Annotated in this window: 26 protein-coding genes; 4 read left to right on the top strand and 22 right to left on the bottom strand. The window is 68.8% G+C overall.

From position 1 onward, the window contains the following. Positions 1-59: 59 nt before the first annotated feature. The 10 genes from ACXYX3_RS03225 to ACXYX3_RS03180 form a co-directional block, all read right to left on the bottom strand. On the bottom strand, positions 60-1,139 hold the full coding sequence (locus ACXYX3_RS03225) for an IS110 family RNA-guided transposase (RefSeq protein WP_458610121.1): 1,080 nt from the start codon (positions 1,137-1,139) through the stop codon (positions 60-62). Positions 1,140-1,235: 96 nt separating this feature from the next. After that, the gene (locus ACXYX3_RS03220; protein ID WP_458610120.1) at positions 1,236-1,517 is read right to left on the bottom strand and encodes a hypothetical protein; all 282 of its coding nucleotides are present in this window, start codon (positions 1,515-1,517) and stop codon (positions 1,236-1,238) included. Beyond that, positions 1,514-2,011 (bottom strand): DUF3093 domain-containing protein, encoded by a 498-nt coding sequence (locus ACXYX3_RS03215; RefSeq protein WP_241206485.1) that lies wholly within the window; start codon positions 2,009-2,011, stop codon positions 1,514-1,516. The genes ACXYX3_RS03220 and ACXYX3_RS03215 overlap by 4 nt, the downstream gene beginning before the upstream one ends. Beyond that, the gene (locus ACXYX3_RS03210) at positions 2,008-2,460 is read right to left on the bottom strand and encodes a hypothetical protein (protein WP_241206486.1); all 453 of its coding nucleotides are present in this window, start codon (positions 2,458-2,460) and stop codon (positions 2,008-2,010) included. The genes ACXYX3_RS03215 and ACXYX3_RS03210 overlap by 4 nt, the downstream gene beginning before the upstream one ends. Positions 2,461-2,478: 18 nt before the next feature. Then, positions 2,479-2,910, bottom strand: coding sequence for a hypothetical protein (locus tag ACXYX3_RS03205; RefSeq protein ID WP_458610119.1), 432 nt, complete (start codon positions 2,908-2,910; stop codon positions 2,479-2,481). Next, positions 2,907-3,887 (bottom strand): porphobilinogen synthase, encoded by a 981-nt coding sequence (gene hemB, locus ACXYX3_RS03200; protein WP_458610118.1) that lies wholly within the window; start codon positions 3,885-3,887, stop codon positions 2,907-2,909. The genes ACXYX3_RS03205 and hemB overlap by 4 nt, the downstream gene beginning before the upstream one ends. Before the next feature lie 14 nt (positions 3,888-3,901). Continuing rightward, positions 3,902-5,575 carry a bifunctional uroporphyrinogen-III C-methyltransferase/uroporphyrinogen-III synthase gene (locus ACXYX3_RS03195; protein WP_458610117.1) on the bottom strand — a complete coding sequence of 558 codons (1,674 nt, stop codon included), beginning with the start codon at positions 5,573-5,575 and terminating at the stop codon, positions 3,902-3,904. Between the two features lie 8 nt (positions 5,576-5,583). After that, the gene (hemC, locus tag ACXYX3_RS03190) at positions 5,584-6,519 is read right to left on the bottom strand and encodes a hydroxymethylbilane synthase (protein ID WP_458610116.1); all 936 of its coding nucleotides are present in this window, start codon (positions 6,517-6,519) and stop codon (positions 5,584-5,586) included. A gap of 7 nt (positions 6,520-6,526) precedes the next feature. Continuing rightward, a complete protein-coding gene (locus tag ACXYX3_RS03185) occupies positions 6,527-7,897 on the bottom strand; it encodes a glutamyl-tRNA reductase (protein WP_458610115.1) in 1,371 nt (456 codons plus the stop codon). A gap of 56 nt (positions 7,898-7,953) precedes the next feature. Beyond that, positions 7,954-8,208 carry a glutaredoxin family protein gene (locus ACXYX3_RS03180; RefSeq protein WP_458610114.1) on the bottom strand — a complete coding sequence of 85 codons (255 nt, stop codon included), beginning with the start codon at positions 8,206-8,208 and terminating at the stop codon, positions 7,954-7,956. A 39-nt stretch (positions 8,209-8,247) separates the two neighbouring features. On the opposite strand from ACXYX3_RS03180, the gene ACXYX3_RS03175 reads away from it, so the two are divergent. Next, positions 8,248-9,159: an HAD family hydrolase gene (locus tag ACXYX3_RS03175; protein WP_458610113.1), complete on the top strand. Its 912-nt coding sequence runs from the start codon at positions 8,248-8,250 to the stop codon at positions 9,157-9,159. Between the two features lie 64 nt (positions 9,160-9,223). Next, the gene (locus ACXYX3_RS03170) at positions 9,224-9,757 is read left to right on the top strand and encodes an FAS1-like dehydratase domain-containing protein (RefSeq protein ID WP_241206493.1); all 534 of its coding nucleotides are present in this window, start codon (positions 9,224-9,226) and stop codon (positions 9,755-9,757) included. A gap of 13 nt (positions 9,758-9,770) precedes the next feature. Here ACXYX3_RS03170 and ACXYX3_RS03165 read toward each other — a convergent pair whose 3' ends face one another. The 9 genes from ACXYX3_RS03165 to ACXYX3_RS03125 all read right to left on the bottom strand — a co-directional run bounded on the left by ACXYX3_RS03165 (position 9,771) and on the right by ACXYX3_RS03125 (position 17,396). Continuing rightward, positions 9,771-10,841: a lysophospholipid acyltransferase family protein gene (locus tag ACXYX3_RS03165; RefSeq protein WP_458611963.1), complete on the bottom strand. Its 1,071-nt coding sequence runs from the start codon at positions 10,839-10,841 to the stop codon at positions 9,771-9,773. Positions 10,842-10,907: 66 nt separating this feature from the next. Next, on the bottom strand, positions 10,908-11,984 hold the full coding sequence (locus tag ACXYX3_RS03160; RefSeq protein WP_241206494.1) for an SDR family oxidoreductase: 1,077 nt from the start codon (positions 11,982-11,984) through the stop codon (positions 10,908-10,910). 30 nt (positions 11,985-12,014) lie between these two features. Continuing rightward, positions 12,015-12,116 (bottom strand): 30S ribosomal protein bS22, encoded by a 102-nt coding sequence (locus tag ACXYX3_RS03155; protein WP_003402602.1) that lies wholly within the window; start codon positions 12,114-12,116, stop codon positions 12,015-12,017. A gap of 92 nt (positions 12,117-12,208) precedes the next feature. Then, on the bottom strand, positions 12,209-12,469 hold the full coding sequence (locus ACXYX3_RS03150; protein WP_241206495.1) for a helix-turn-helix domain-containing protein: 261 nt from the start codon (positions 12,467-12,469) through the stop codon (positions 12,209-12,211). Positions 12,470-12,608: 139 nt separating this feature from the next. Then, positions 12,609-13,499 (bottom strand): pyrroline-5-carboxylate reductase, encoded by an 891-nt coding sequence (gene proC, locus ACXYX3_RS03145; RefSeq protein ID WP_241206496.1) that lies wholly within the window; start codon positions 13,497-13,499, stop codon positions 12,609-12,611. A gap of 33 nt (positions 13,500-13,532) precedes the next feature. Then, positions 13,533-14,351 (bottom strand): thioesterase family protein, encoded by an 819-nt coding sequence (locus ACXYX3_RS03140; RefSeq protein ID WP_458610112.1) that lies wholly within the window; start codon positions 14,349-14,351, stop codon positions 13,533-13,535. 16 nt (positions 14,352-14,367) lie between these two features. Continuing rightward, positions 14,368-15,213 carry a sugar phosphate isomerase/epimerase family protein gene (locus ACXYX3_RS03135; RefSeq protein ID WP_458610111.1) on the bottom strand — a complete coding sequence of 282 codons (846 nt, stop codon included), beginning with the start codon at positions 15,211-15,213 and terminating at the stop codon, positions 14,368-14,370. Positions 15,214-15,218: 5 nt separating this feature from the next. Next, the gene (locus ACXYX3_RS03130) at positions 15,219-16,376 is read right to left on the bottom strand and encodes a hypothetical protein (protein WP_458610110.1); all 1,158 of its coding nucleotides are present in this window, start codon (positions 16,374-16,376) and stop codon (positions 15,219-15,221) included. A 27-nt stretch (positions 16,377-16,403) separates the two neighbouring features. Then, the gene (locus ACXYX3_RS03125; RefSeq protein ID WP_241206500.1) at positions 16,404-17,396 is read right to left on the bottom strand and encodes a Ppx/GppA family phosphatase; all 993 of its coding nucleotides are present in this window, start codon (positions 17,394-17,396) and stop codon (positions 16,404-16,406) included. Between the two features lie 12 nt (positions 17,397-17,408). Here ACXYX3_RS03125 and ACXYX3_RS03120 point away from each other — a divergent pair, with 12 nt between their 5' ends. Together ACXYX3_RS03120 and ACXYX3_RS03115 are read left to right on the top strand one after the other, a co-directional pair. After that, entirely contained in the window at positions 17,409-18,206 is a 798-nt protein-coding gene (locus tag ACXYX3_RS03120; RefSeq protein WP_458610109.1) for a DUF3109 family protein, read from the top strand. 56 nt (positions 18,207-18,262) lie between these two features. After that, positions 18,263-18,502 (top strand): YciI family protein, encoded by a 240-nt coding sequence (locus tag ACXYX3_RS03115; protein WP_241206609.1) that lies wholly within the window; start codon positions 18,263-18,265, stop codon positions 18,500-18,502. Here ACXYX3_RS03115 and ACXYX3_RS03110 read toward each other — a convergent pair. The 3 genes from ACXYX3_RS03110 to ACXYX3_RS03100 all read right to left on the bottom strand — a co-directional run bounded on the left by ACXYX3_RS03110 (position 18,499) and on the right by ACXYX3_RS03100 (position 21,644). Continuing rightward, on the bottom strand, positions 18,499-19,485 hold the full coding sequence (locus ACXYX3_RS03110) for an IS481 family transposase (protein WP_458610108.1): 987 nt from the start codon (positions 19,483-19,485) through the stop codon (positions 18,499-18,501). The genes ACXYX3_RS03115 and ACXYX3_RS03110 overlap by 4 nt on opposite strands. A 280-nt stretch (positions 19,486-19,765) precedes the next feature. Next, positions 19,766-20,452, bottom strand: coding sequence for a two-component sensory transduction protein RegX (gene regX / locus ACXYX3_RS03105; RefSeq protein ID WP_241206511.1), 687 nt, complete (start codon positions 20,450-20,452; stop codon positions 19,766-19,768). Positions 20,453-20,459: 7 nt separating this feature from the next. Beyond that, entirely contained in the window at positions 20,460-21,644 is a 1,185-nt protein-coding gene (locus ACXYX3_RS03100) for a sensor histidine kinase (RefSeq protein ID WP_458610107.1), read from the bottom strand. Positions 21,645-21,722: the final 78 nt, after the last annotated feature.

Below are 21,722 nucleotides of genomic sequence, written 5' to 3'. Positions count from 1 at the left end.
TCAGCGTGCCCGCCAGGACCGGTAACGACGTCAGCTACTGAACGTTATCGGTAAGCCCCTTACTCCTCGAGGATGGCCAGTGACCAGCACCAGCCGGCCAACTCGCGAGCGATGGCCGCATTGGCCACCGCGGGGCGTTTGGCGCGAGCATCGAATCCGCGCCACCGGGTGTGGAGGCGATGGTTGGCTTGCTGGCCGCGCCGGCGGGCGGCCGGGCTGGCGGCCTGCCAGCGCCGCCGCAGCTCGACACCGGGACGGTAGGGCCGGCGATGATGCCAGGCCGCTTCGATCAACAAGGGCCGGGCATGGGCGTTTCCGGTGCGGGTGATCGAGCCTTGCGCCCGGTAGGCGCCCGAGGAGTACTCGGTGGGCACCAAACCCAGGTAGGCGCCGATCGCGCGCCCGCTCAACCGGGACCAGTCCCCGATCTCCACGGCCAATCCGAACGCGGTCAGTGTCGAGACCCCACGCAGACAGCCCAGCCGCCGGATCACGGGGGTGAACTCACTGTCGGTGGCCATCGCGGCGATCGCTGCATCCAGCCGGTCACGGCGATCGATGCAGGCCAGCATGGCTTCGAGCGCGGTGTCATAGGCGGCCTGGGCCGGGGTGGGGAAGTGCTGGCGGGACAGCCAGGCCAGGTGTGTGAGCGTCCAGGCCGGCCCGCCGGAGTAGATGATGTTGTGGCGCAGCAGCAGCGCCAGCACGCGGTGGCGGGCCCGCATCAGATCAGCGCGGCAGTCCTCGCGTGCTCGCACCAGATCCCGGGCTGCTTCGCGTTCGACACTGGGGACACACACCTCGGTGATCTCGCCCAAATGCAGCAACCGGGCCAGATGCGCGGCGTCACGGGCATCGGTTTTCACCCGATCACCGCTGGGGCGCACCAACTTCGACGGCGCCGCCACCAGACACGGCACGCCGGTATCGACAAGAAAACGGGCCAACCCGAAACCCGTCGGGCCCGCTTCGTAGGTGACCGCGACCGGCCCGGGTAACCCGCTGACCCAGTCCAGGATCTCGCGGTGATCAGTACTCAACCGGCGCGAGAACACCTCACCGGTTTCACCGTCTAACCCACATCCGAACACCGAACGTGCATGCACGTCCAGACCAACACTCGTACGCTGAATCTTCACTGGGGCCTCCCACAGTTGTGGCTCTACCGGCCAGGACCCAATTCCTGACGGCAACCCACGTTCACATGTGGTGAGGCCCCAGCCTCCCCATACCGTCTATTCCGCGGGAGGTGGGGGCGCGGGAGGTGGGGCGGCGGGAGCCGGATCGGGTGCCCGCAGCCGTGCGACCGTTAGCACCACCAACACTCCGGCGATCGTCGCCAGCAGCAGCGACAGCGTCAGCAGCGGCGCGTAGTACACCACCGACGTGGTCGACGGCTGCCCGTCGAGCACCGGAGCGACGACCACGGTCCGGCTCGCCGCCAGCCAGCTGGCCACGCACCCGACGGCCGCCAGCACCGCGAGCGTCAGAACGACGAGGGTCCGCCTGCGGGTCACGAGGCCTTCTCCGGCGGGATGCGCTCCTCGAGCAGGTTGGTCAGGGCCGCGCGCAGCTGCTTGTCCTTGCGGGCCCACGCCTGCGCGGTCCGATCGTTCGTCAGCCGCAGCCCGATACCGGTGCGGCCCCGCGGTACGCCCGTCAGCTCGCCCAGCGCGCGGGCGTACTGCCACTTCGGCGCCTCCGCGCCGTCCGCCTCGGGATACACCCGCACGATGTCGGCGGTCCGCGTGGTTTCGGTCCCCTGGCGCAGCGTGTCGGCGGTGAGCTCGACCGAGGTGTGGATTCGTGCCGCTTTGACCTGGATGCCGAGGAAGAACGTCACGAGGACGAAGAACGCGACGGGGACCAGCCACTGGACGTAGCCTGCCGAGATCTGGATCAGCGCCATGGCGATACCGGCCCCTGGTCCGGCCAGCACCCACAGCCAGCTGGCACCCTGCTCGTAGAACAGCACCTCGCTCGCAGGCGGCGGTGCGGGAGATTCGGTCACGGCAGCTCCTTGCCCTCCGGTGCGCGGTCGTACCAGGCACGAGCGTGCGGCCGCGTCATCAGGGCCGCGCCCACGAGGATCGGAAGCGCGGCCACCAGGATCAGCGGTTGCCCCACCCCGAAACCCACGGCGAGCAGCAGGACGACGCCGACCAGCGAGAACGCCAGGGCCAAGGTGGCCATCCGGAACCGGCTGTCGCCCGCGCGGGCCTTGCCCGCCAAAAACGCCAGGGCGCCGGCGGCCAGCACCGCCCCGACGCCGATCAGGCGGTACACCGTCAGGTAGTTGCGGACGCGCTCGTCACTCACTTCGGCCGGAATCGCGAGCCTCGCCGCGTCGAACGTCGCGGTCGCCGACAGCAACCCGCCGACGATCATGATGACGGCGCCGCCCATGAAGCACCAGAACGCGGCGTCGACGAGGCGGGGACGGGAAGCGGAGGTCGGCATCGGGGTCAGGGTAGCCAATCAGCGGCTGAAGAAGTCGTGGGCGTCTTTGCGGTGGAGCAGGAACACGCCGCCGCACACCAGCACGGAGCCGACGATCACCACCGCGGCGTAGATCAGGGCGGCCACCTCGGGACGGTCGACGGTGAACAACTCGCTGACCGAGAACACCACGGCCGCGATCGCCCCGCCGGTCAGACACGTGCGCACCCACCGGTAGCCCTGCCGCAACAGCACGAGGAACGTCGCCACCACCGAGACCAGTACCGCGAGGAACACGATCGTGATGGCCAGCATCAGCCCGCCTGCCCGCTGCGGGCCGGACACCAGGTCCACGACGAACCCGGCCGTCAGCAGCGGCAGCGCGACGACCCACAGCCAGAAGCCGGTGTCCACATCGGGCGGGCGGGTGGGAGGAGGCCCGGGCGGGCGGGCTGGATTCGGCTCCGTCACGAGAGGCGACGTGCCACGTCGGCGGCCCAGTAGGTCAGCACGATGTCGGCGCCTGCCCGGACGATTCCGGTCAACGACTCGAGCACCACCGTGTCGAAGTCGATCCAGCCGTTGTCGGCGGCCGCGCAGATCATTGAGTACTCCCCCGACACCTGGTATGCGGCGACGGGAACGGGTGACCGGTCCGCCGCGGCCCGGACGATGTCGAGATACGACATCGCGGGTTTGACCATGATGATGTCGGCGCCCTCGTCGATGTCGAGGTCCACCTCGTGCAGCGCTTCGCGGGCGTTGCCCGGCTCCTGCTGATAGGTGCGGCGATCGCCCTGCAGGCTGGAGGACACCGCATCGCGGAAGGGGCCGTAGAAGCCGGAGGCGAACTTCGCGGCATAGGCCAGGATCGCGGTGTCGAGGTGGCCTGCGGCGTCGAGTCCCTCGCGGATGGCCGCCACCTGGCCGTCCATCATGCCGCTGGGTCCCACCATGTGGGCACCCGAATCCGCCTGCGCCACAGCGAGTTCGACATAGCGACGGTTGGTGGCGTCATTGTCGACCCGGCCCCGCTCGTCGACCACGCCGCAGTGTCCGTGATCGGTGAACTCGTCGAGGCACGTGTCGGCCATCAGCACCGTGGCGTCCCCGAGATCGGCGGACAGATCTCGCAGTGCGACGTTGAGGATGCCGTCGTGATCGGTACCGGCCGAGCCGCGCGCGTCCTTGTCCTCGTCACGCGGCACGCCGAACAGCATCAGCCCGCCGACACCGGCGTCGACCGCGTCGGCGGCCGCGCGGCGCAGCGACTCCCGGGTGTGTTGGTAGACCCCGGGCATCGAGGCGATGGGCCGGGGTTCGTCGATACCGTCGGCGACGAACATCGGCAGCACGAGTTGACGTGCCTGCAGCGACGTCTCGGACACCAACCGGCGCAGCGCAGGCGTGGACCGCAACCGCCGGGGACGATGACTCGGGTAGGGCATGACCGTCCTTGCGGTTAGCGGCGGCGGCTCTTCTTCCGCGGCGGCGGCAGCGCACCCTCGGCCCGTAGCCGGGCGGCGTGCTCGGCCAGCGCCTCGACGAGCGGTCCGACTGCGGCCACCTCCGGCTGGACGTCCACGCGCAGCCCGAATTCTGCTGCCGTCTCGGCGGTTTTCGGTCCGATGCACGCCACGATGGTGCGGGCGTGCGGCTTGCCGGCGATGCCGACCAGGTTGCGCACCGTGGAGCTCGAGGTGAAGCAGACCGCGTCGAAACCACCGGTCTTGATCATCTCGCGGGTGTGCGCCGGCGGCGGCGCGGCACGCACCGTCCGGTAGGCGGTGACGTCCTCGATCTCCCAGCCCCGCTCGCGCAGCCCTTCGGCCAGTGTCTCGGTCGCGATGTCCGCGCGCGGCAACAGGACCCGATTGACCGGGTCGAAAACGTCGTCGTAGGGCGGGAATTCGTCGAGCAACCCGAGCGAGCTCTGCTCGCCGGTGGGCACCAGCTCGGGGTTGATCCCGAAGGCTCGGACCCGGTCCGCGGTGGCCTGACCGACGCAGGCGATCTTCACGCCCGAGAACGCGCGGGCGTCGAGACCGAACTCGTTGAACTTCTCCCACACCGCGCGCACGGCATTGGTGGAGGTGAACACGACCCACTGGAACCGGCCGTCGACCAGACCCTTGACGGCCCTTTCCATCTGGGCGGGGCTGCGCGGCGGCTCGACCGCGATGGTCGGCACCTCGATCGGCAGCGCGCCGTGCCCGACGAGCCGCTCGCTCATCTCGCCGGCCTGGTCCTTGGTACGGGGTACCAGCACGGTCCAGCCGTACAGGGCGCGGCTCTCCCACCAGTTCAGCTTGGCGCGGTTGGCGACGGTGCGGCCGATGGTGACGACGAGCGTGCCGGTGAGCGGACCGGATGGCTCCACGCCGGCGGGCTTGTCCAGCACAGCCTTGTCGAGCAGGCCGGCCAGTGTGGTCTCGACGGAGCGCTGCGCGCAGGTGGTGCCGTTGGCGGTCACCACGGCGGGGGTGCCGTCGGCGAGGCCGTATTCGATCAGCGTGCGGGCGGCCTCGGGCAGGTGCGATGCGGTCGCGTGCAGGATCAGCGGCCCGGGTGCGGCGGCCAGCGCCGCCCAATCCACCTGCGGATCGCGCACGTCGGCGACGGTGTGCGACGAGCCCAGCGGCAGGCCCGCGTAGGTCGGCACGGCCGAGGTGTCGGGCAGACCCGGAACGATCTCGAACGTCAGCTGGGTGCGGGCCAGCGCGTTGACCTCGGTGATGACCGCGTCGATCGACAGCGGATCACCGGCGACCAGCCGGACCACGTCGACACCGGTGCGCGCCTCGGTGGCCAGCGTCTTGGCGACCTCTGACGGATCGCCCAGCGCGGGCCGGATGTCGGGGCCACCGGGGATGGCGGCCTCGGCCGCCTCCGCGGGCGCGTCAGCCGCGGACGCGTCTTTGGGCTCTGCCGCCTCGGCCGGCAGCGGCCCTGACGGCGGAGGCAGTTCGGAGCCGACCAGCGCGAGCACCGCTTCGGGTACGTCGGGGTCGACGAACACCAAGGCCGCGTTGGCCAATACAGTGCGGGCGCGCGTCGTCAGCAGGCCCGGGTCACCGGGTCCCGAACCGACGAAGGTGATGCGGCCGGGCTTGCCCTTGCGTCCTCGCAAGGTCATCTGGCGAGTCATGTCCCTCTCCCGCGTTCGTCCAACAGTTCCCGCGCGCCCAGCTCGAACAGCTCCGCGGCCACCGAGAGCCCCAGCTCTCGTGCCCGCTCGGGTGTCCCGATACCGGACGCACGGATCACGTCGGATCCGTCCAGCGTCGCCACGCAGCCGCGCAGCGACAGCTCTTCGAAGACGCGGCCGTCCTCATCGATCGACTCGACCACCTCGGCGATCGCGCCTACCGGTGCGGTGCACCCCGCCTCCAGTTCGGCGAGCAGGGTCCGCTCTGCGATGACCGAGGCCCGGGTGTCGGCGTCGTCGAGCTCCGCCAACACCGAGACCAGGCCGGAATCACCGGCACGGCATTCGAGCGCCAATGCACCTTGGGCCGGCGCCGGCAACATCTGTACCGGCTCCAGCGTCTCGGTGACTGCGTCGAGGCGACCGATGCGGGCCAATCCCGCCCGGGCCACGACGACGGCGTCGAGATCACCGCTGCTTACCCTGTTCAACCTGGTATCTAGGTTGCCTCGTAGGGGGCGGATTTCCAAACCGAGACCCAGTGCTCTAAGCTGCGCGGTCCGCCGCGGGGAGGACGTCCCGATCACCGAGCCGACCGGCAACTCTCCGAGCACCAGCCCGTCGCGGGCCACCAGCGCGTCCCGGGAGTCTTCGCGCACCGGGATCGCAGCGATGACGAACCGGGGGTCGGCCGCGGTGGGCAGATCCTTATAGGAGTGCACCGCCATGTCGACGGTGCCCTCAGCGATCGCCTCGCGCAGCGCGGCGGTGAACACGCCCACGCCGATATCGGCGATGGGCGCGGAGGAGCGATCCCCGTCGGTGGAGATGATGACGAGCTCGGCGGCGTGCCCGCGCGCGGTCAGTGCGTCGCGGACCGCGCCGGCCTGTGTGGTGGCCAGCAGGCTGCCCCGCGTGCCGATACGGATCACTCTGTGATCACTCTGCGCTATCGAGATCGGTTGCAGGGATGCTCATCTCATCGACAGCGACAGTGCCGAGCTCGCTGCGGGCCACCGCGTCGACGGCGTGCTGGTCGAGTTCGAACAGCTCGCGCAGCGCTTCGGCGTAGCTGTCCCCGCCGGGTGCGCCGGCCAGCTGCTTGACGCGCACCGTGGGGGCGTGCAGGAGCTTGTCGACGACCCGGCGCACGGTCTTGGCGACCTCGTCGCGGTGGGCCGAGTCCAGCTCCGGCAACCGGTTGTCCAGGCGCAGTAGTTCCGCCTCGACCACGTCGGCGGCACGCTGACGCAGTGCGGTGACGGTCGGGGTGACCTCGGCCATCCGCTGACCGGTCAGGTACTCGGCCACCTCGGCGGCGACGATCGTGCGGGCCGCTTCGGCGTCGGCGTTCGCGGTGCGTGCGGTCGGTTCCCGCAGGATCCGTTCCATGTCGATGACGTCGACGCCGGGGAGCCCGGCGACCGCGGGATCGATGTCACGGGGCATGCCCAGATCGCACATCACCAGCTGTTTCGTGCCACCCAAGCGCTGCGCCAGGCCGCGGTGCACGTCGGCCAGCGTGACGACGGGCCGCACCGCGCCGGTGCAGCTCACGACCACGTCGGCGTCGGTGAGCAGCGGCGGGAGATGATCGAACGGGAAGGCTTCGGCACTCAGCCCGTGGCTGCGGATGTTCTCGGCGAGATGCTTGGCGCGCGGCAGTGAGCGATTCACCACATGGACGCGCTCGATTCCGGCACGCATCAGTTGCTTGGCCGCCAGGGCTCCCATCGAACCAGCACCCACCACCACGGCCGACCGGCCGGCGAGCGATCCGATGCGGGCTTCGGCCATTGCCAGGGCGACCGAGACCACCGATGCACCGGCCGAATCGATACCTGTCTCGGAGTGCACCCGCTTGCCGACCGACAGTGCCCGCTGGGACAACTCGTGCAGCGTACGGCCCACGGTGTGGTTGGCCTCGGCGGTGGCGTAGGCGCGGCGCACCTGGCCGAGCACCTGTGCTTCACCGACGACGGCGGAGTCGAGCCCACTCGCCACCGAGAAGAGGTGCTCGACCGCGGCTTCGGCGTAGCGCACGTAGGCGTATCGCGTCAGATCCTGCAGCGACATCCCCGAGTGCTCGCTGAGCACCTGACCGATCACCGAGAGTCCGCCGTGGAACGCCTCGACCACCGCGTACACCTCGACGCGGTTGCAGGTCGACAACACCATGGCCTCGGTGACCAGCGAAGATTGCAGAATCTGCGCGATGATCTTGGCCTGATCGGCCTCGTCGGTGCTCAGTTGCTCGAGTACCGACACCGGCGCGCTCCGGTGCGAAACCCCGAAAAGCAATACGCTCACGGCTTCCTCACCACCCCACCAAGGTAGTCGCTGACCAAGTGGGCGGCCAAATTCGCTCAGCCGGCCAGATCCGCTCGCAGCCTCGCCTCGTCGAGTTCCCAGTAGCTGTGCTCGACCCCGTCGAGCAGCACGACGGGCAACCGGTCCCCGTATTCGGCGCGCGGGGCCTTGTCACCGGCCGCGGCGGCCTCGTCCACGTCCGTGACGCTGAGCGTGAACCCGAGCTCGTCCCGCAACGCATCCAGCCGCTCGGCCGCCTTCTGACACAGCGAGCAACCCTGACGGGTGAGCAGGTGCACGGCGCGATCCACCCCACCAGTATCCCGACCCGGTGACCTAGTGTTGTACCCGTGTCCGACGGTACTGAGATCGGCATCGAATCACGGGCGCAGGAGATCGCCGGGGAGAGCAGCTCCGCGGTCGCCGCCGACGGCGTCACCGAACCGGCCATCGAGCTGGGTGACGAGCTACCGGGCCCGCCCCCGCCGCCTCCGGACCTGACCGCCGCCGCGTTCTTCGACGTGGACAACACGCTGGTGCACGGCTCGTCGCTGGTGCATTTCGCTCGTGGCCTGGCGGCCCGCGAGTACTTCACCTACAAAGACCTGGCCCGCTTCGCGATGGCGCAGGCGAAGTTTCAGCTGACCGGACGCGAGAACAGCGACGACGTCGCGGCGGGGCGACGCAAGGCGCTGGCGTTCATCGAGGGCCGCTCGACCGCCGAGCTGGTGGCGCTCGGCGAGGAGATCTACGACGAGATCATCGCCGACAAGATCTGGCCGGGCACCCGCGCGCTGGCGCAGATGCATCTCGATGCCGGTCAGCAGGTGTGGCTGGTCACCGCGACGCCGTACGAGCTGGCCGACACGATCGCGCGCAGACTCGGGCTCACCGGCGCACTGGGCACCGTCGCCGAGTCGATCGACGGTGTGTTCACCGGGCGCCTGGTCGGCGACATCCTGCACGGCACCGGCAAGGCGCACGCCGTGCGCTCGCTGGCCATCCGCGAGGGCCTCAACCTGCGCCGATGCACCGCGTACTCCGACAGCTTCAACGACGTGCCGATGCTGTCGCTGGTCGGGACGGCGGTGGCGATCAACCCCGACGCCGACCTGCGCGAGCTCGCCCGCGAGCGAGGCTGGGAGATTCGCGATTTCCGCACCGCACGCAAAGCGGCCCGCATCGGGGTGCCCTCGGCGCTCGCCCTCGGTGCCGTCGGTGGCGCGCTCGCTGCCGTGGTGTCCCGTCGCGACCCGAAATAGCTCCCGGGCGCCGCTGATAGGCTCGCGCCGCAGTGACGACAGCGGAGACGAAAGCGGGTCACGCATGACCATTGCCCAGAACATCATCGGGACCCATTACCGGTACCCCGACTACTTCGAGGTCGACCGCGAGAAGATCCGGGAGTTCGCCCGCGCCGTCAAAGACGACCACCCCGCGCACTACAGCGAGGAGGCCGCCAAGGAGTGCGGCCACGACGCGCTGATCGCGTCACTGACCTTCCTGGCCGTCGCGGGCCGGCGCGTGCAGTTGGAGATCTTCAACCAGTTCGACGTGCCGATCAACATGGAGCGGGTCCTGCACCGCGATCAGAAGATCACCTTCCACCGGCCGATCCTCGCCGGGGACAAGCTGTTCTTCGATTCCTATCTGGACTCGGTGACCGAGTCGCACGGCGCCGTCGTCACCGAGGTCCGTGGCGAAGTCACCGACGAGCGTGGTGAGCCGGTGCTGACCAGCGTCGTCACGGTGATGGGCGAGGCGCAGTCGGACACCGAGGCCGATGAGATCAGCGACCGGATCGCCGCTCGACGCGACGAAGCGCTGCGCGCGATGGTGGCCAAGCAGACCGCCCAGTAGGACCTGCCCCGGATCAGCCGAAGAACGTGTTCCTGCGGTTGGCCAGCAGCTGGTAGAGGGTCTGCTGGATGGTTTCGCGCACCTGATCGGTGATCTCGAAGGTGATCATCGGGTCGTCGGCCGCCGAATCGTCGTAATCGGCCGTGTCGATGGGCTCGCCGAACTGGATGTACCACTTCGACGGCAGCGGCACCACGCCGAGGGGGCCGGCCAGCGGGAACAGCGGCGTGACCGGGAAGTAGGGCAGACCGAGCAGCCGCGCCAGCAGCTTCACGTCAGCCACCATCGGGTAGATCTCCTCGGAGCCGACGATCGAACACGGCACGATCGGCGCCTTGGTGCGCAGCGCGGCGGAGACGAAGCCGCCGCGGCCGAATCGCTGCAGCTTGTAGCGGTCCTTGAAGTGCTTCCCCAGGCCTTTGTAACCCTCGGGGAACACCGCGGTCAGCTCTCCGGCAGCCAGCAGCCGGTGCGCATCGTCGGTGCATGCCATGGTGTGGCCGGCCTTGCGGGCGGCCTGCCCGATGAACGGCATGTCGAACACCATGTCGGCGGCCAGCAGGCGCAGATCACGCTGCGCCGGATGGTGGTCGCGGACCGCCACCGAGGTCATCAGACCGTCGAACGGCAGCACGCCGGCATGGTTGGCTACCACGAGGCCCGCGCCGGTCTCCGGCAGGTTCTCCACCCCGCTGACCTCGACGCGGAACCACGAGTTGAACAGCACCCGCAGCACGGGCAGGAAGATCGCGTTGTTGAGGTGCGGATCGAAGCCGAACTCGTCGACGGTGTAGTCCCCGACCATCCGCTTGCGGATGAAGTCGGCCACCGCGGCGATCCGATTGGCGAGCTCACTGGGTTCGGTGTCCGGCCCCGCGCCGAAGCCACCGGCGTCACGATGGGCGTCGATGTCGCGGACGACGGCGGACAGCTCCTCGGCGGTGGCGCGGCCGTCGCCGTCACCGTAGAGAGAAGGATGGCGGCGGGAGCGGTCTCCCCGCTGGGCCGCCGCCCGACGGGCCGCTGCACTTCGCCCCGAATTCGAATGCAGGGGAATGACTTTCGCCTTCGACTCGCCCGCCACCGTCTTGCTTCTCACCTTCTTCGCCTCGAGATGGGGTGACCCCGCCCCCCTCGCTGAGCCCTGAGTCTAGCGCCCGAACCGCGCCGCCGCCGTCACAGCGCGGCGCTCCACAGCAGAAACCCAGCCGGGGTCCACGATGGGCTTGAGTCCCCGACCGCGGACATAGTCGTCGAAGGCTTCCGTGGTGGTCCACTTCGGTGTGTAGCCGAGTTCGCTGCGCATCCGGGTGGTGTCCATGACCCTGCCGTAGCTGAGGTAGTCCAGGCGCTCCCGGTCGAGCTCGGTCGGGCGGCCGGGTCGCCACAGCGACAGCGCTGCGCGCGGCATCGGGAGCGCGAGACGTCCGGAACGCCGGATCGCCTGGCTCATCATGATCACTCCGGACGCACCGATGTTGAACGTGCCCGCCTTGCCCGCGATCGTCGCGCGCTCCATCGCGCCCAGCGCATCCTGCTCGTGCAGCAACTGCATGCGCGCGTCGTGTCCGATGATCGTCGGCACCACCGGCCCGGCCAGGTAGCGCGACAGAGCGGTGTCCATCGCGGGACCGATCATGTTGGCAAGCCGCAGGATGGTGACCGCGATGTCGGGCCGTCGCCGGCCCAGTCCGCGGGCGTACCCCTCGATGTCGATGCTGTCGCGCGCGAACCCTTCTCCGGGCGGCCGCCGCCGGCTGCTGCTCTCGGCGAACAGCACGGGGTCACGGGAGCTCGACCCGTAGATCTCCGAGGTCGATTTGAGTATGACCCGACGCACCGACGGCGCCTTCTGACAGGCCGCGAACAACTGGATCGCGCCCATCACGTTCAACTCTTTGAGCGTGGCGCGACCGCCGGACCGGGGCGCATACGACGCCGCGGCCGCATGCACCACGGTGTCGACGTCGCCGTTGCGAATCACCTTGGCGATGAAGGGATTCCGGATGTCGGCCCGGACGAACTCCGCGCGGCCCATGCGCCGCAGCAGATCCTTGCTCGGCGCGATCGCGTCGACCGCGATGACGTGGTTGATCAAGGGATTCTGCGCGAGCCGGGCGATCAGATAACCGCCGAGGAACCGGCACGCGCCGGTGACCAGAACGACCTTGGGATAAGTCAGACCGTCCCGGGCATCGGAGCCACCCGAGTCACCCCCAGCATCCATCTCCGCAGCCTAGCGGCAGGCGCAAGCGGACTACTTGCCGAGTTTTCTGCGCTGCACCCGGGTACGACGAAGAAGCTTGCGATGCTTCTTCTTCGACATGCGCTTGCGCCGCTTCTTGATGACTGAACCCATGAACTCCGCTACCTCGGTTTTTTCGACGATCTCGACCGACGACATTACCTGGCGACAGTCCCAGCGCCGAAATCAGCCATCTGGAGCCCGAACTAGCCCGCGTCGAAGTAAGAGCTCTCCAGCATGTCGTGGACGGCCTTGGCGTGGACGCGGAACGAGCGGCCGACCCGCACGGCGGGCAGCTCACCGTTGTGCACCAGCCGATACACGGTCATCTTGCTGACTCGCATCAGGCTGGCCACCTCGGCCACGGTGAGAAATTGAGCTCGAGGCGGCTGACCTTCGGACTGGCCGGCGTCGCGCGCCGCCTTTCCGCTGGAATCCCGCGCCGACGGCCCGTTCATAGACGTCATCGCAACCCAATCCATCAGGCGTGGGCAGTTCCAGCGGCTTCCCCACCGCTGGCACCGACCCACGCTTACCACTGGGAGAATAGCGTGGCGGGTGGGGTTACTGCGACGGGTGTGGGCTAATCAGTGAGAAATTCCTGAACTACTCGGGTGTAATTCCGAGCTGCTCAGAGCGGTTTTTTGCGGCCTCCACGGCGTTGGCGACCGCCGCACGCAAGCCCCCACGTTCCAGTTCCCGCAGCCCAGCGGCGGTGGTGCCGCCGGGCGAGGTGACCGTGGCCCGCAGCTGGGCGGCCGAGGTGTCGGTCGGCGATGCCATCGCCCCGGCGGGACCCGACGCGGAGTCCCCGCCCGCACCTTCGGCGTCCAACCGCTCCAGCAGCATCGCTGCGGAGCCGGCCATCGTCTGCACCACCAGATCGGTGGCCACCGAGCGGGTCAAACCCGCATCGACCCCGGCGTCCACGAGCGCCTCGACCATCAGGAAGAAGTACGCGGGACCGGACCCGGAGACCGCGGTGACGGCGTCGATCTGGCTCTCCGCGACGGTCAGCACGCCGCCGACGGCGTCGAACAGCGACGACACCCCGCGGATGTGCTCGGCGGTGGCAAAACGACCGGGGGCGACCGCGCTGACCCCGCCACCGACCAGCATCGGCGCATTCGGCATCACCCGCACCACGGGAGACCCGGCGGGAAGCTTGTTCTCGAAGTAGGCCGCACTGACCCCGGCCGCCACCGTCACGAAGATCTGCTCGGCCGCGTCGCTCTCGGCGCGCGCCGCCGTGTCGGCGATGTCTCCGATCACGCTGCCCACGTCGGACGGCTTGACCGCGACGATCACGTACGTCGCGGTGTCGACCGCCTCGGCCACCGACGCTATGCGCACGCCGTATTTGTCCGCCAGATACGTGCCGCGGGACGGGTTCTTCTCCGCGACGACGAGGTCCTTGGTCTGACGCCCGGCACGCAACAGTCCCGCCAGCAACGCCTCGCCGATACTGCCGCCGCCGATGATCGCGATTCTGGCCATGCGGGACAGCATGACACGGCGGGCCCTTCGGAATCAGTCGGGAGGGGCGGGCACCATCGCGAGTTGCCGGGTCTGCACGATGATGCGACCGTCCTGGTCGACGACGATGTGGTCCTCGTCGAACCACACCTGCCCGATCTGGGTCGTCGTGCACATCACCCGCAGCCACCCGTCGGCCGGCACGGCCCGCACGAAGGCCGTCAGCTGCACCGTGGGCGCCCAGCCGAACCTGTTGAGCCCCATCGTGACCGGGGCCGACACGTCGCCGCACAGCAGGGCGAACAGGACGTCGGGCGCCGCGCCCTTGGGCCGGACCCAGTACTCGATCAGCGGTGGGCCACCGTCGCCGCGCGGGGCGAACGACGTCAACGACGGACGGATGTCGCAGCCGCGAGAGAGGTGGACGACGTCGGCCATCGGATGCCCGGGACCGATCGGTTTCAGCCCGGGCGGCGGATCGGGGGTCATCAACGGCAGCACCGGGTTGACCGACAACAGCGGCGGCACATGGTGTTCGGGGCGGCCCAGCGTGATGGCTGCCCGCAGCGCGGTCCGCGAACCCTGGTTCAGCTCGACATCGATGAGGCTGACCCGCCGCCCGCGCTTGCGCACCGTCGTGACGACCTGCATCGGGCCGGGGTCGGGAGCCCACAGGAAACTGCCCGACACCGCGATGGGTTCGGTTCCGGGTTCGGCGAGTTCGGTGCGCGCGGCGTGGGCGCACAGCGCGAGCATCGCGCCGCCGTGCACCTTGGGGCCGATGGTCCAGTGCTCGTTGAGCAGCCCGTGATAGATGCCCGCACCGTCGGGGGTCAGTGCCATCGCATCGGTGAACAGGGTCGAACTCGTCATGGATGTCCTTGCAGGGTCAGCGCAACAGGTGTGTGCGGGCGAACTGCAGCGACTCGGTCAGCAACTCTTCCCGCTCGGCCGCCGACCGCGCGCCCGAGGTCGTCACCTCGAGGATGACGTGGCCCGCGAAGTCACTGGCGGCCAGCGTCTCGCAGACTTCCACGGCCGGCTGTGTGCCGCGGCCGGGGACGAGGTGCTCGTCGGTCGGGCCGCCGCTGCCGTCGCACAGGTGAAGGTGCACCAACCCCTCCCCCATCCGCCGCGCCATGTCGACGGCGTCGGAGCCGGCCGTCGCGGCGTGCGAGAGGTCCAGCGTGTAATGCGCGTGGCCGCCGTCGAGCGGATCGTAGGAGGGCGCGAAGGCCGAGATGCCCGGACCGGGGGCACCGCCGCGCTTGCGCATCCGGTCGATCGACGTCTGCCCGGAACCGAAGAATCGGTCGGCGCGGAAGGGAAACATGTTCTCCACCGCGACCATGACGTCACTGCCCGCCTCGAGCTCGGCGACCTGGGCGGCGAACCCCTCGGCGTAGCGCCGCTGCCAGCGGAACGGCGGGTGGACCACGACGGTCTGGGCGCCCAGTTGCTCGGCGGCCCGCACGCTGCGGTCGAGCTTCGCGATCGGGTTCGCACCCCACACGCGCTGGGAGATGAGAAGGCAGGGCGCGTGCACCGACAGCACGGGGACGCCGTAGCGCCTCGACAGTTCCTCGACGGCGTCGATGTCCTGGCTCACGGACTCCGCCCACACCATCAGCTCGACGCCGTCATAGCCCAGGGCGGCGGCCATCTCGAACGCGGCCTCGGTCTTCAGTGGGTAGACCGAGGCCGTGGACAGACCGACCTTGATGGCGGGACGCACCCCGATCAGCCTGATTGCAGAAGCGCGAGCGGCCCGAGGGTGACGAGCGCGCCGACCGCCACCGCGATCAGCGTGCTACCGATGTCCTCGGTCTTGCGCACCACCCGGACTCCGACCACGAGGCCGAGGATCACCAGCACCGACAGCACCAGCGCGACGATGTTGTTCCACTTCCACAGCTGGTCGAACGCGACGAAGAGACCGGCGCCGAAGATGACGGCGACGACGCTCTGCCCCACCACCCACAGACCGTGGACCAGCGGCGACATCTGCCGCTGCGGCTCGAGTTCGTCGTCGTCCTCATCGTCGGCGAGGTCATCGGCAAGATCGTCGGCGGGGTCGGCCGTCTGCTGCCGACCGCTGCGGCGCGCGACGTCGTCGGCGACGGTCTCGCCACCGAACAACGGATCCTGCGTCGACCGCAGGTACGACGGCAATTCGTCATCGTCGGTGCCGTCATGGTCCGTGTTGTCGAGCGCCGTGTCATGGTCAGCGTCATCGAGGGCCGTGTCGTCGAGGGCTGTGTCGTCGTCGTCCGCGTCGTCGAGCGCCGTGTCGTCGGCCTCGCCGGCCTCGTCCTCGAGGTTCTCGGACACCGTGTCGTCGATGTCGGCAGGGCCGACGACGCCGTCGACGGGGCCATCGGGGTCGACATCCACCGGGTCGGGGCTCATCAGCTCCGCGTCGACGGCCGGGGCGCTCTTGCGGCCGAACCGGCCGAACGGCGAGCGGCGCGGCGCGGCGCCGGCGTCCTTCGACTCCTCGGCAATGTCCTCATCGTCGGAGACGTCGGTCGAGGTGGCGTCGGACTCACCGGAATCGTCGGAGTCCTCGACCTCAACGAGCTCGTCGTCGGCTTCGGTCACCTCCGCCGCATCAGCGACGTCGTCGCTCTGCTCGACGGAGGCCTCGTGGTCGACGTCGGCCTCGGCGGCTGCGGCCTGCTCCGGTTCCGGTTCGGGTTCCGGTTCCGGCTCGGCGGGTTCGTCGGGCCGGACGATCGGGATCTCACCGGTGAGCTCGGCAACGGTGACGGCATCGGCGTTACCGCGGCGACGGCGACGCCGGCCACCGACCGGGGGTGCGCCGATCGTGCCGTTCTTGGCCAGCAGTTCGGCGACCGAGATCGGTCGGGTGTTGGTGTAGTCGTCTGGTCCAGTCATCGCCTGCTCGCTCTCGCGGTTGCCTGCTTACCGTCCAGCATTACGCACCGACACCCGCCCGGCGGGCGAATGCCCGCCCACGAGCGCCGTACCGTCGGCTTCGCTGTCGAGTTTCCGCAGGATCAAGCCCTCCCGCAACGCCCATGGGCAAATGTCTACGCTTTCGATACCTAGGGCTTTCATGCTCGCCTCGGCCACCAGGGCGCCCGCCACGATCTGCGGCGCACGGTCGGCGCTGACTCCTTCCAGCTCGGCACGGTCGGACGCGGTCATCCTAGAGATGAAAGCTATGAGCTGGCGAAGACCCGCTGCGGTCAGCGTGCGCTTGACCCGGGGACCCGCGCCCGACGGCGCCGCACCGGTGAGCCGGGCCAGCGAACGGAACGTCTTCGACGTCGCGACCGCCAGATCGGGGGTGCCCGCCTCGGTGATCGCGGCCCCGGCCTCGGAGAGCTCATTGGCCAGCCAGTCCCGCAGCATCGCCACGCGCCGGCGGCCGGGCGGATCCTCGGGCAGCCACTCGCGGGTCAGCCGGCCGGCGCCCAGGGGTAGCGACATCGCCACATCGGGCTCTTCGTCCACCCCGCTCGACAGCTCGAGCGACCCGCCGCCGATGTCGATGTTGATGATGCGGCCGGCGCTCCAGCCGTACCAGCGCCGCACCGCCAGGAACGTCAGCCGCGACTCGTCGACACCGCTGAGCACCCGCAGATCCACGCCGGTGTCCGACTTCACCCGCGCCAGCACGTCTTCGGAGTTCTTCGCATCGCGTACCGCCGACGTCGCGAACGCCATGAGCTCCGAGCACCCCGAGCTGGTGGCGATCTTGGCGAACTCGTCGATCGTGCCGATCAGCTTGTCGGCGCCTCTGCGCGTCAACTTCCCCGACGTGTCGATGGCCTCGGCGAGCCGCAGTGAGGCCTTCGTCGAACTCATCGGCGTGGGATGCCCACCGCGGCGCGCGTCCACCACCAACAGGTGAACGGTATTGCTGCCCACGTCGAGCACGCCTAATCGCACCCGTCCAACCTAATGGGTCTACCGTGGAAAACCGTGACTGGTCCGTACCCGGGTGAGGTGGAACTCGATTTCGCCCGGGAGTGGGTGGAGTTCTACGACCCCGAAGACCCCAAACACCTGATAGCGGCGGATCTGACATGGCTGCTGTCGCGCTGGACGTGTGTGTTCGGCACCCCGGCGTGCAAGGGCACCGTCGCAGACCGCCCCGACGACGGATGTTGTTCCCACGGCGCGTTTCTCTCCGACGACGACGACCGCGCCAAGCTCGACGACGCAGTGAAACTGCTCACCGACGAGGACTGGCAGTTCCGGGACAAGGGCCTCGGCAAGAAGGGCTACCTGGAGCTCGACGAATACGACGACGAACCCACGTGGCGGACGCGAAAGTACAAGGGGGCGTGCATCTTTCTCAATCGTCCCGGCTGGCCGGGCGGCATCGGGTGCTCGCTGCACACCAAGGCGCTGCAGTTGGGCGTGGAACCGCTGACTCTCAAACCGGAGGTGTGCTGGCAGCTGCCGATCCGGCGCACGCAGGAGTGGGTCACCCGTCCCGACGGCTCCGAGATCCTCAAGTCGACGATCACTGAGTACGACCGGCGCGGTTGGGGCGAAGGCGGGCTCGACCTGACCTGGTACTGCACCGGCGACCCCAACGCCCATGTCGGAGAGAAGCCGGTGTGGCAATCCTATGCACCGGAGCTGACCGAGCTGCTCGGTGAGAAGGCGTACGGCGAATTGGCGGCACTGTGCAAGCGGCGCAGCGGTTTAGGGCTGATCGCCGTTCATCCCGCCACACGGGCCGCGCAGTGAGCGATCCCCTCTACCTGTTCCGGCTCATCCCCCCGCGCGCCGATTTCGCGCAGACGATGACCGACGCCGAACAGGACGCGATGGCCGGGCACACCGAGTACTGGAAGGAACTGCTGGCCGCGGGGCGGGTGGTCGTCTACGGGCCGGTGGCCGATCCGGAAGGGGTGTGGGGACTCGGGGTGTTGCGGGCCGCCGACCGTGCCGAGGCGCTGGCCCTCGGCGAGGCGGACCCCTCGGTGATCGCCGGGGTCAACACCTTCGAGGTGCTCGAGATCATGGACGGCCGCACGGGCTAGGTGTACTGACCTGAGAGGTTAGGTACACGGCTGGCTGGTGGTTGACCGCCGAGTGCGGTGTGGCCGCGATGGTGATTGTAGGTGTGCAGCCAGCGCGGATACTCCTGGCAGCGTTGCGCGTCGCTGGTGTAGAGCCGGGCGTAGGCCCATTCATCGGCCAGAGTTCGGTGGAAGCGCTCCACCTTGCCGTTGGTCTGCGGTCGATAGGGGCGGGTGCGACGGTGCTCGATACCAACCAGTGCGTCACGGAATACGTGCGACCGGTAGCAGGAACCGTTGTCGGTCAACACTTTCCGTACGATGATCCCGCACTGGTTGAACCAAGCGTTGGCGCGTGTCCAGAACGCGGCAGCGGTCTCTTTGCGCTCATCAGCCAACAGTCCGCTGTAGACCAGCCGGGAATGCCCGTCGATCGCGGTATGGAGGAAGTGATAGCCACGCACAAGACGGCGATTGGGGTGTTGGCCCGGTCCTCTGCTGGCCTGCGCGTTGCGGTTCCCCACGCTGCGCCCCTGCATCCGCCAGCCACCGCCGATAGGGACCTTGCCGACTTTCTTGACATCGACGTGGACGAGGTCTCCGACAGCCTTGGATTCGATGCGCCGGATGACGCGGCCCGTCGGGCGGTCCAGCCAGCGCAGCCGGGCGACCCCGTAGCGGGTCAGCACTCGGTGCACGGTCGAGGGATGAATGCCCAGCAGGTAACCGATCCGGGCTGGTCCCCACCGGCGCAACACCCGGACCTTGATGATGCGGCGCTCGGTACGGGTGGGCGTTTGGTGGGGGCATCGGTGCGGTCGTGAGCTTCGATCGGCCATGCCGGCCTGGCCGAGCTCTCGGTATCGCGAGGCCCAGCGCTGGGCCGTGGTGACCGCGACCTGGAAGCGTTCGGCCGCTCGTCGCAGCGTCCAGCCGTCCTCGACGACGCAACGGGCCAGACGCAGTCGTCCGGTTTCTGACAACGGGGCATTACGGTGGGACACGAAGACCTCCGAGGTGGTTGGTGCGTTCCTAGACAGCTCGCACTTCACTCGGAGGTCTTCTTCATGTCACCACGCCACGCCGTACCTAACGTCCGTGGTCAGTACAGCTAGCGAGTTGTACTGACTTCAGAGGTCGCGCACGCGGCTGAGTGCAGTGTGGATCCATTGACGGTCAACGCTTTCAAATGGCTACAATTCGGCCGGCCGGCACGAATCGACGTGGACCGGAAGCGTTGCCAGCCGCCCGGATCCGAACCGAGAAGCGCTTCGGCGGGTCGGATCAGCCCTCGAGCTTGTATCCCAGCCCGCGCACGGTGACCAGGTGCACCGGATTGGCCGGATCGGCCTCGATCTTGCTGCGCAGCCGCTTGACGTGCACATCGAGTGTCTTGGTGTCGCCGACATAGTCCGCGCCCCACACGCGATCGATCAACTGCCCGCGGGTCAGCACTCGCCCGCTGTTGCGCATCAGGTACTCCAGCAGGTCGAACTCCTTGAGCGGCAGCGTGATCGGAGTCCCGTTGACGCTGACGACGTGGCGCTCGACATCCATGCGCACCGGTCCCGCCTCGAGCACACCGTCATCGATGCCCGCATCGTCGGTGTCGGCCCCTCGGCGCAGCACTGCCCGGATTCGGGCGATCAACTCCCGCGCCGAGTACGGCTTGGTCACGTAGTCGTCGGCGCCCAGCTCCAGGCCCACGACCTTGTCGATCTCGCTGTCGCGGGCCGTCACCATGATCACCGGCACGCTCGACCGCGACCGCAGCTGTTTGCACACGTCGGTGCCGCTCATACCAGGCAGCATGAGGTCCAGCAGCACGATGTCGGCGCCGGACCGCTCGAATTCGGCCAACGCGGACGGCCCGTCGGCCACCACGGTGGCCTCGAAGCCCTCCTTGCGCAGGAGGAAGGCCAGGGGATCGGCCAAGGACTCTTCGTCCTCCACGATCAGCACACTGGTCATCGCAGTCCTAGTCCTCTCGGTCGTCATGCTCGTCGGGGTCGTCCTCCCGCAGATACGCGGGGATCGACAGGGTGAACGTGGAGCCCGTTCCCGGCTGACTCCACAGCCGGATCGAGCCGTTGTGATTGGCGGCGACGTGTTTGACGATCGCGAGCCCCAGCCCGGTGCCTCCGGTGGCCCGGGATCGGGCCTTGTCCACCCGGAAGAATCGTTCGAACACACGCTCCTGATCGGCGGGGGCGATGCCGATACCGCGGTCGGTGACCGCGATCTCGATGTCGTCCCCACGCCGGCGGCGACTGACGGACACCGAGGAGCCGTCCGGGGAGTACGCGATCGCGTTGGAGACCAAATTGGCGATCGCGGTCACCAGCAATGTCTCGTCGCCGAGCACCTGGAAGCCGGTGGGCGCATCGGTCGTGACCGCGATGTCGGCGTTGTCGGCGGCGACCTTGTGCCGCGACAACGCCTCGGCGACCACCGTGTCGACGTCGACCGCTTCCAGATCCGGCAGCCGCTCGCCGCCCTGCAATCGGGACAGTTCGATGAGTTCACCGACCATACTGGCCAGCCGGTGGGACTCGGTGACCATCTTCTCGGCGAAGTGCCGAACCGTCTCGGGGTCCTCGGCGGAGGCGAGCACGGCCTCGGCGAGCACCCCCATCGCCCCGACCGGCGTCTTGAGCTCGTGACTGACATTGGCCACGAAATCGCGGCGCGTCGCCTCCATGCGCGCATGCTCGGACTGATCGTCGACGTAGAGCACCGCGAACCGGCGATCGTCCTCCGTCAGCAGTCGCACGTGGCCGCGGACCGAGAGCCCGGACCGTCCCGACCGCTCGCGTTTGCGGGGCGACAGGTCGAACTCGACGTCATCGCCGCTGGCCAGTGTCCGCTGGGCGGCCCGCCACGCCCTGTCGTCGAGCAACCGGTCACGGACCAGCCCGAGTTCGGTCGCGCGTTCGTTGGTGTAGACGACGTCGCGATAGGTGTCGACGACGACGATGCCGACCGGTGACTGGGCCACGGCGTGGCGCAGCATCTGCGACACCGTGATCCCGGTCTGCTCGACCGCGCGGCGCTCACGCCGCTGACGAAGTCGCGCGGCCGCCCCCAGGCCGAAGACCACGCCGATCGACACGCCGAGCAGTGCCACGACCGCTGCGAGCAGCAGCGCCGAGGAGACACTCACGCGAAAATCGTACGCACTCGGTGAACGTCATCCCAGCAGCGTGCGGCGAAAACCGGACAAGTCACACACCCAGAGACC

This window comes from Mycobacterium sp. Panama NTM2, from assembly GCF_054355555.1.
This window is presented reverse-complemented; position numbering and strand designations above follow the sequence as displayed.

Excerpts from the sequence above, each read along its gene's own strand:
- ACXYX3_RS03210 (WP_241206486.1), bottom strand. The coding sequence starts at position 2,460 with ATGCCGACCTCCGCTTCCCGTCCCCGCCTCGTCGACGCCGCGTTCTGG.
- hemB (WP_458610118.1), bottom strand. The coding sequence starts at position 3,887 with ATGCCCTACCCGAGTCATCGTCCCCGGCGGTTGCGGTCCACGCCTGCG.
- ACXYX3_RS03195 (WP_458610117.1), bottom strand. The coding sequence starts at position 5,575 with ATGACCTTGCGAGGACGCAAGGGCAAGCCCGGCCGCATCACCTTCGTC.
- ACXYX3_RS03170 (WP_241206493.1), top strand. The coding sequence starts at position 9,224 with ATGACCATTGCCCAGAACATCATCGGGACCCATTACCGGTACCCCGAC.
- ACXYX3_RS03160 (WP_241206494.1), bottom strand. The coding sequence starts at position 11,984 with ATGGATGCTGGGGGTGACTCGGGTGGCTCCGATGCCCGGGACGGTCTG.
- ACXYX3_RS03155 (WP_003402602.1), bottom strand. The coding sequence starts at position 12,116 with ATGGGTTCAGTCATCAAGAAGCGGCGCAAGCGCATGTCGAAGAAGAAG.
- ACXYX3_RS03150 (WP_241206495.1), bottom strand. The coding sequence starts at position 12,469 with ATGACGTCTATGAACGGGCCGTCGGCGCGGGATTCCAGCGGAAAGGCG.
- proC (WP_241206496.1), bottom strand. The coding sequence starts at position 13,499 with ATGGCCAGAATCGCGATCATCGGCGGCGGCAGTATCGGCGAGGCGTTG.
- ACXYX3_RS03140 (WP_458610112.1), bottom strand. The coding sequence starts at position 14,351 with ATGACGAGTTCGACCCTGTTCACCGATGCGATGGCACTGACCCCCGAC.
- ACXYX3_RS03130 (WP_458610110.1), bottom strand. The coding sequence starts at position 16,376 with ATGACTGGACCAGACGACTACACCAACACCCGACCGATCTCGGTCGCC.
- ACXYX3_RS03120 (WP_458610109.1), top strand. The coding sequence starts at position 17,409 with ATGGGTCTACCGTGGAAAACCGTGACTGGTCCGTACCCGGGTGAGGTG.
- ACXYX3_RS03115 (WP_241206609.1), top strand. The coding sequence starts at position 18,263 with ATGACCGACGCCGAACAGGACGCGATGGCCGGGCACACCGAGTACTGG.
- regX (WP_241206511.1), bottom strand. The coding sequence starts at position 20,452 with ATGACCAGTGTGCTGATCGTGGAGGACGAAGAGTCCTTGGCCGATCCC.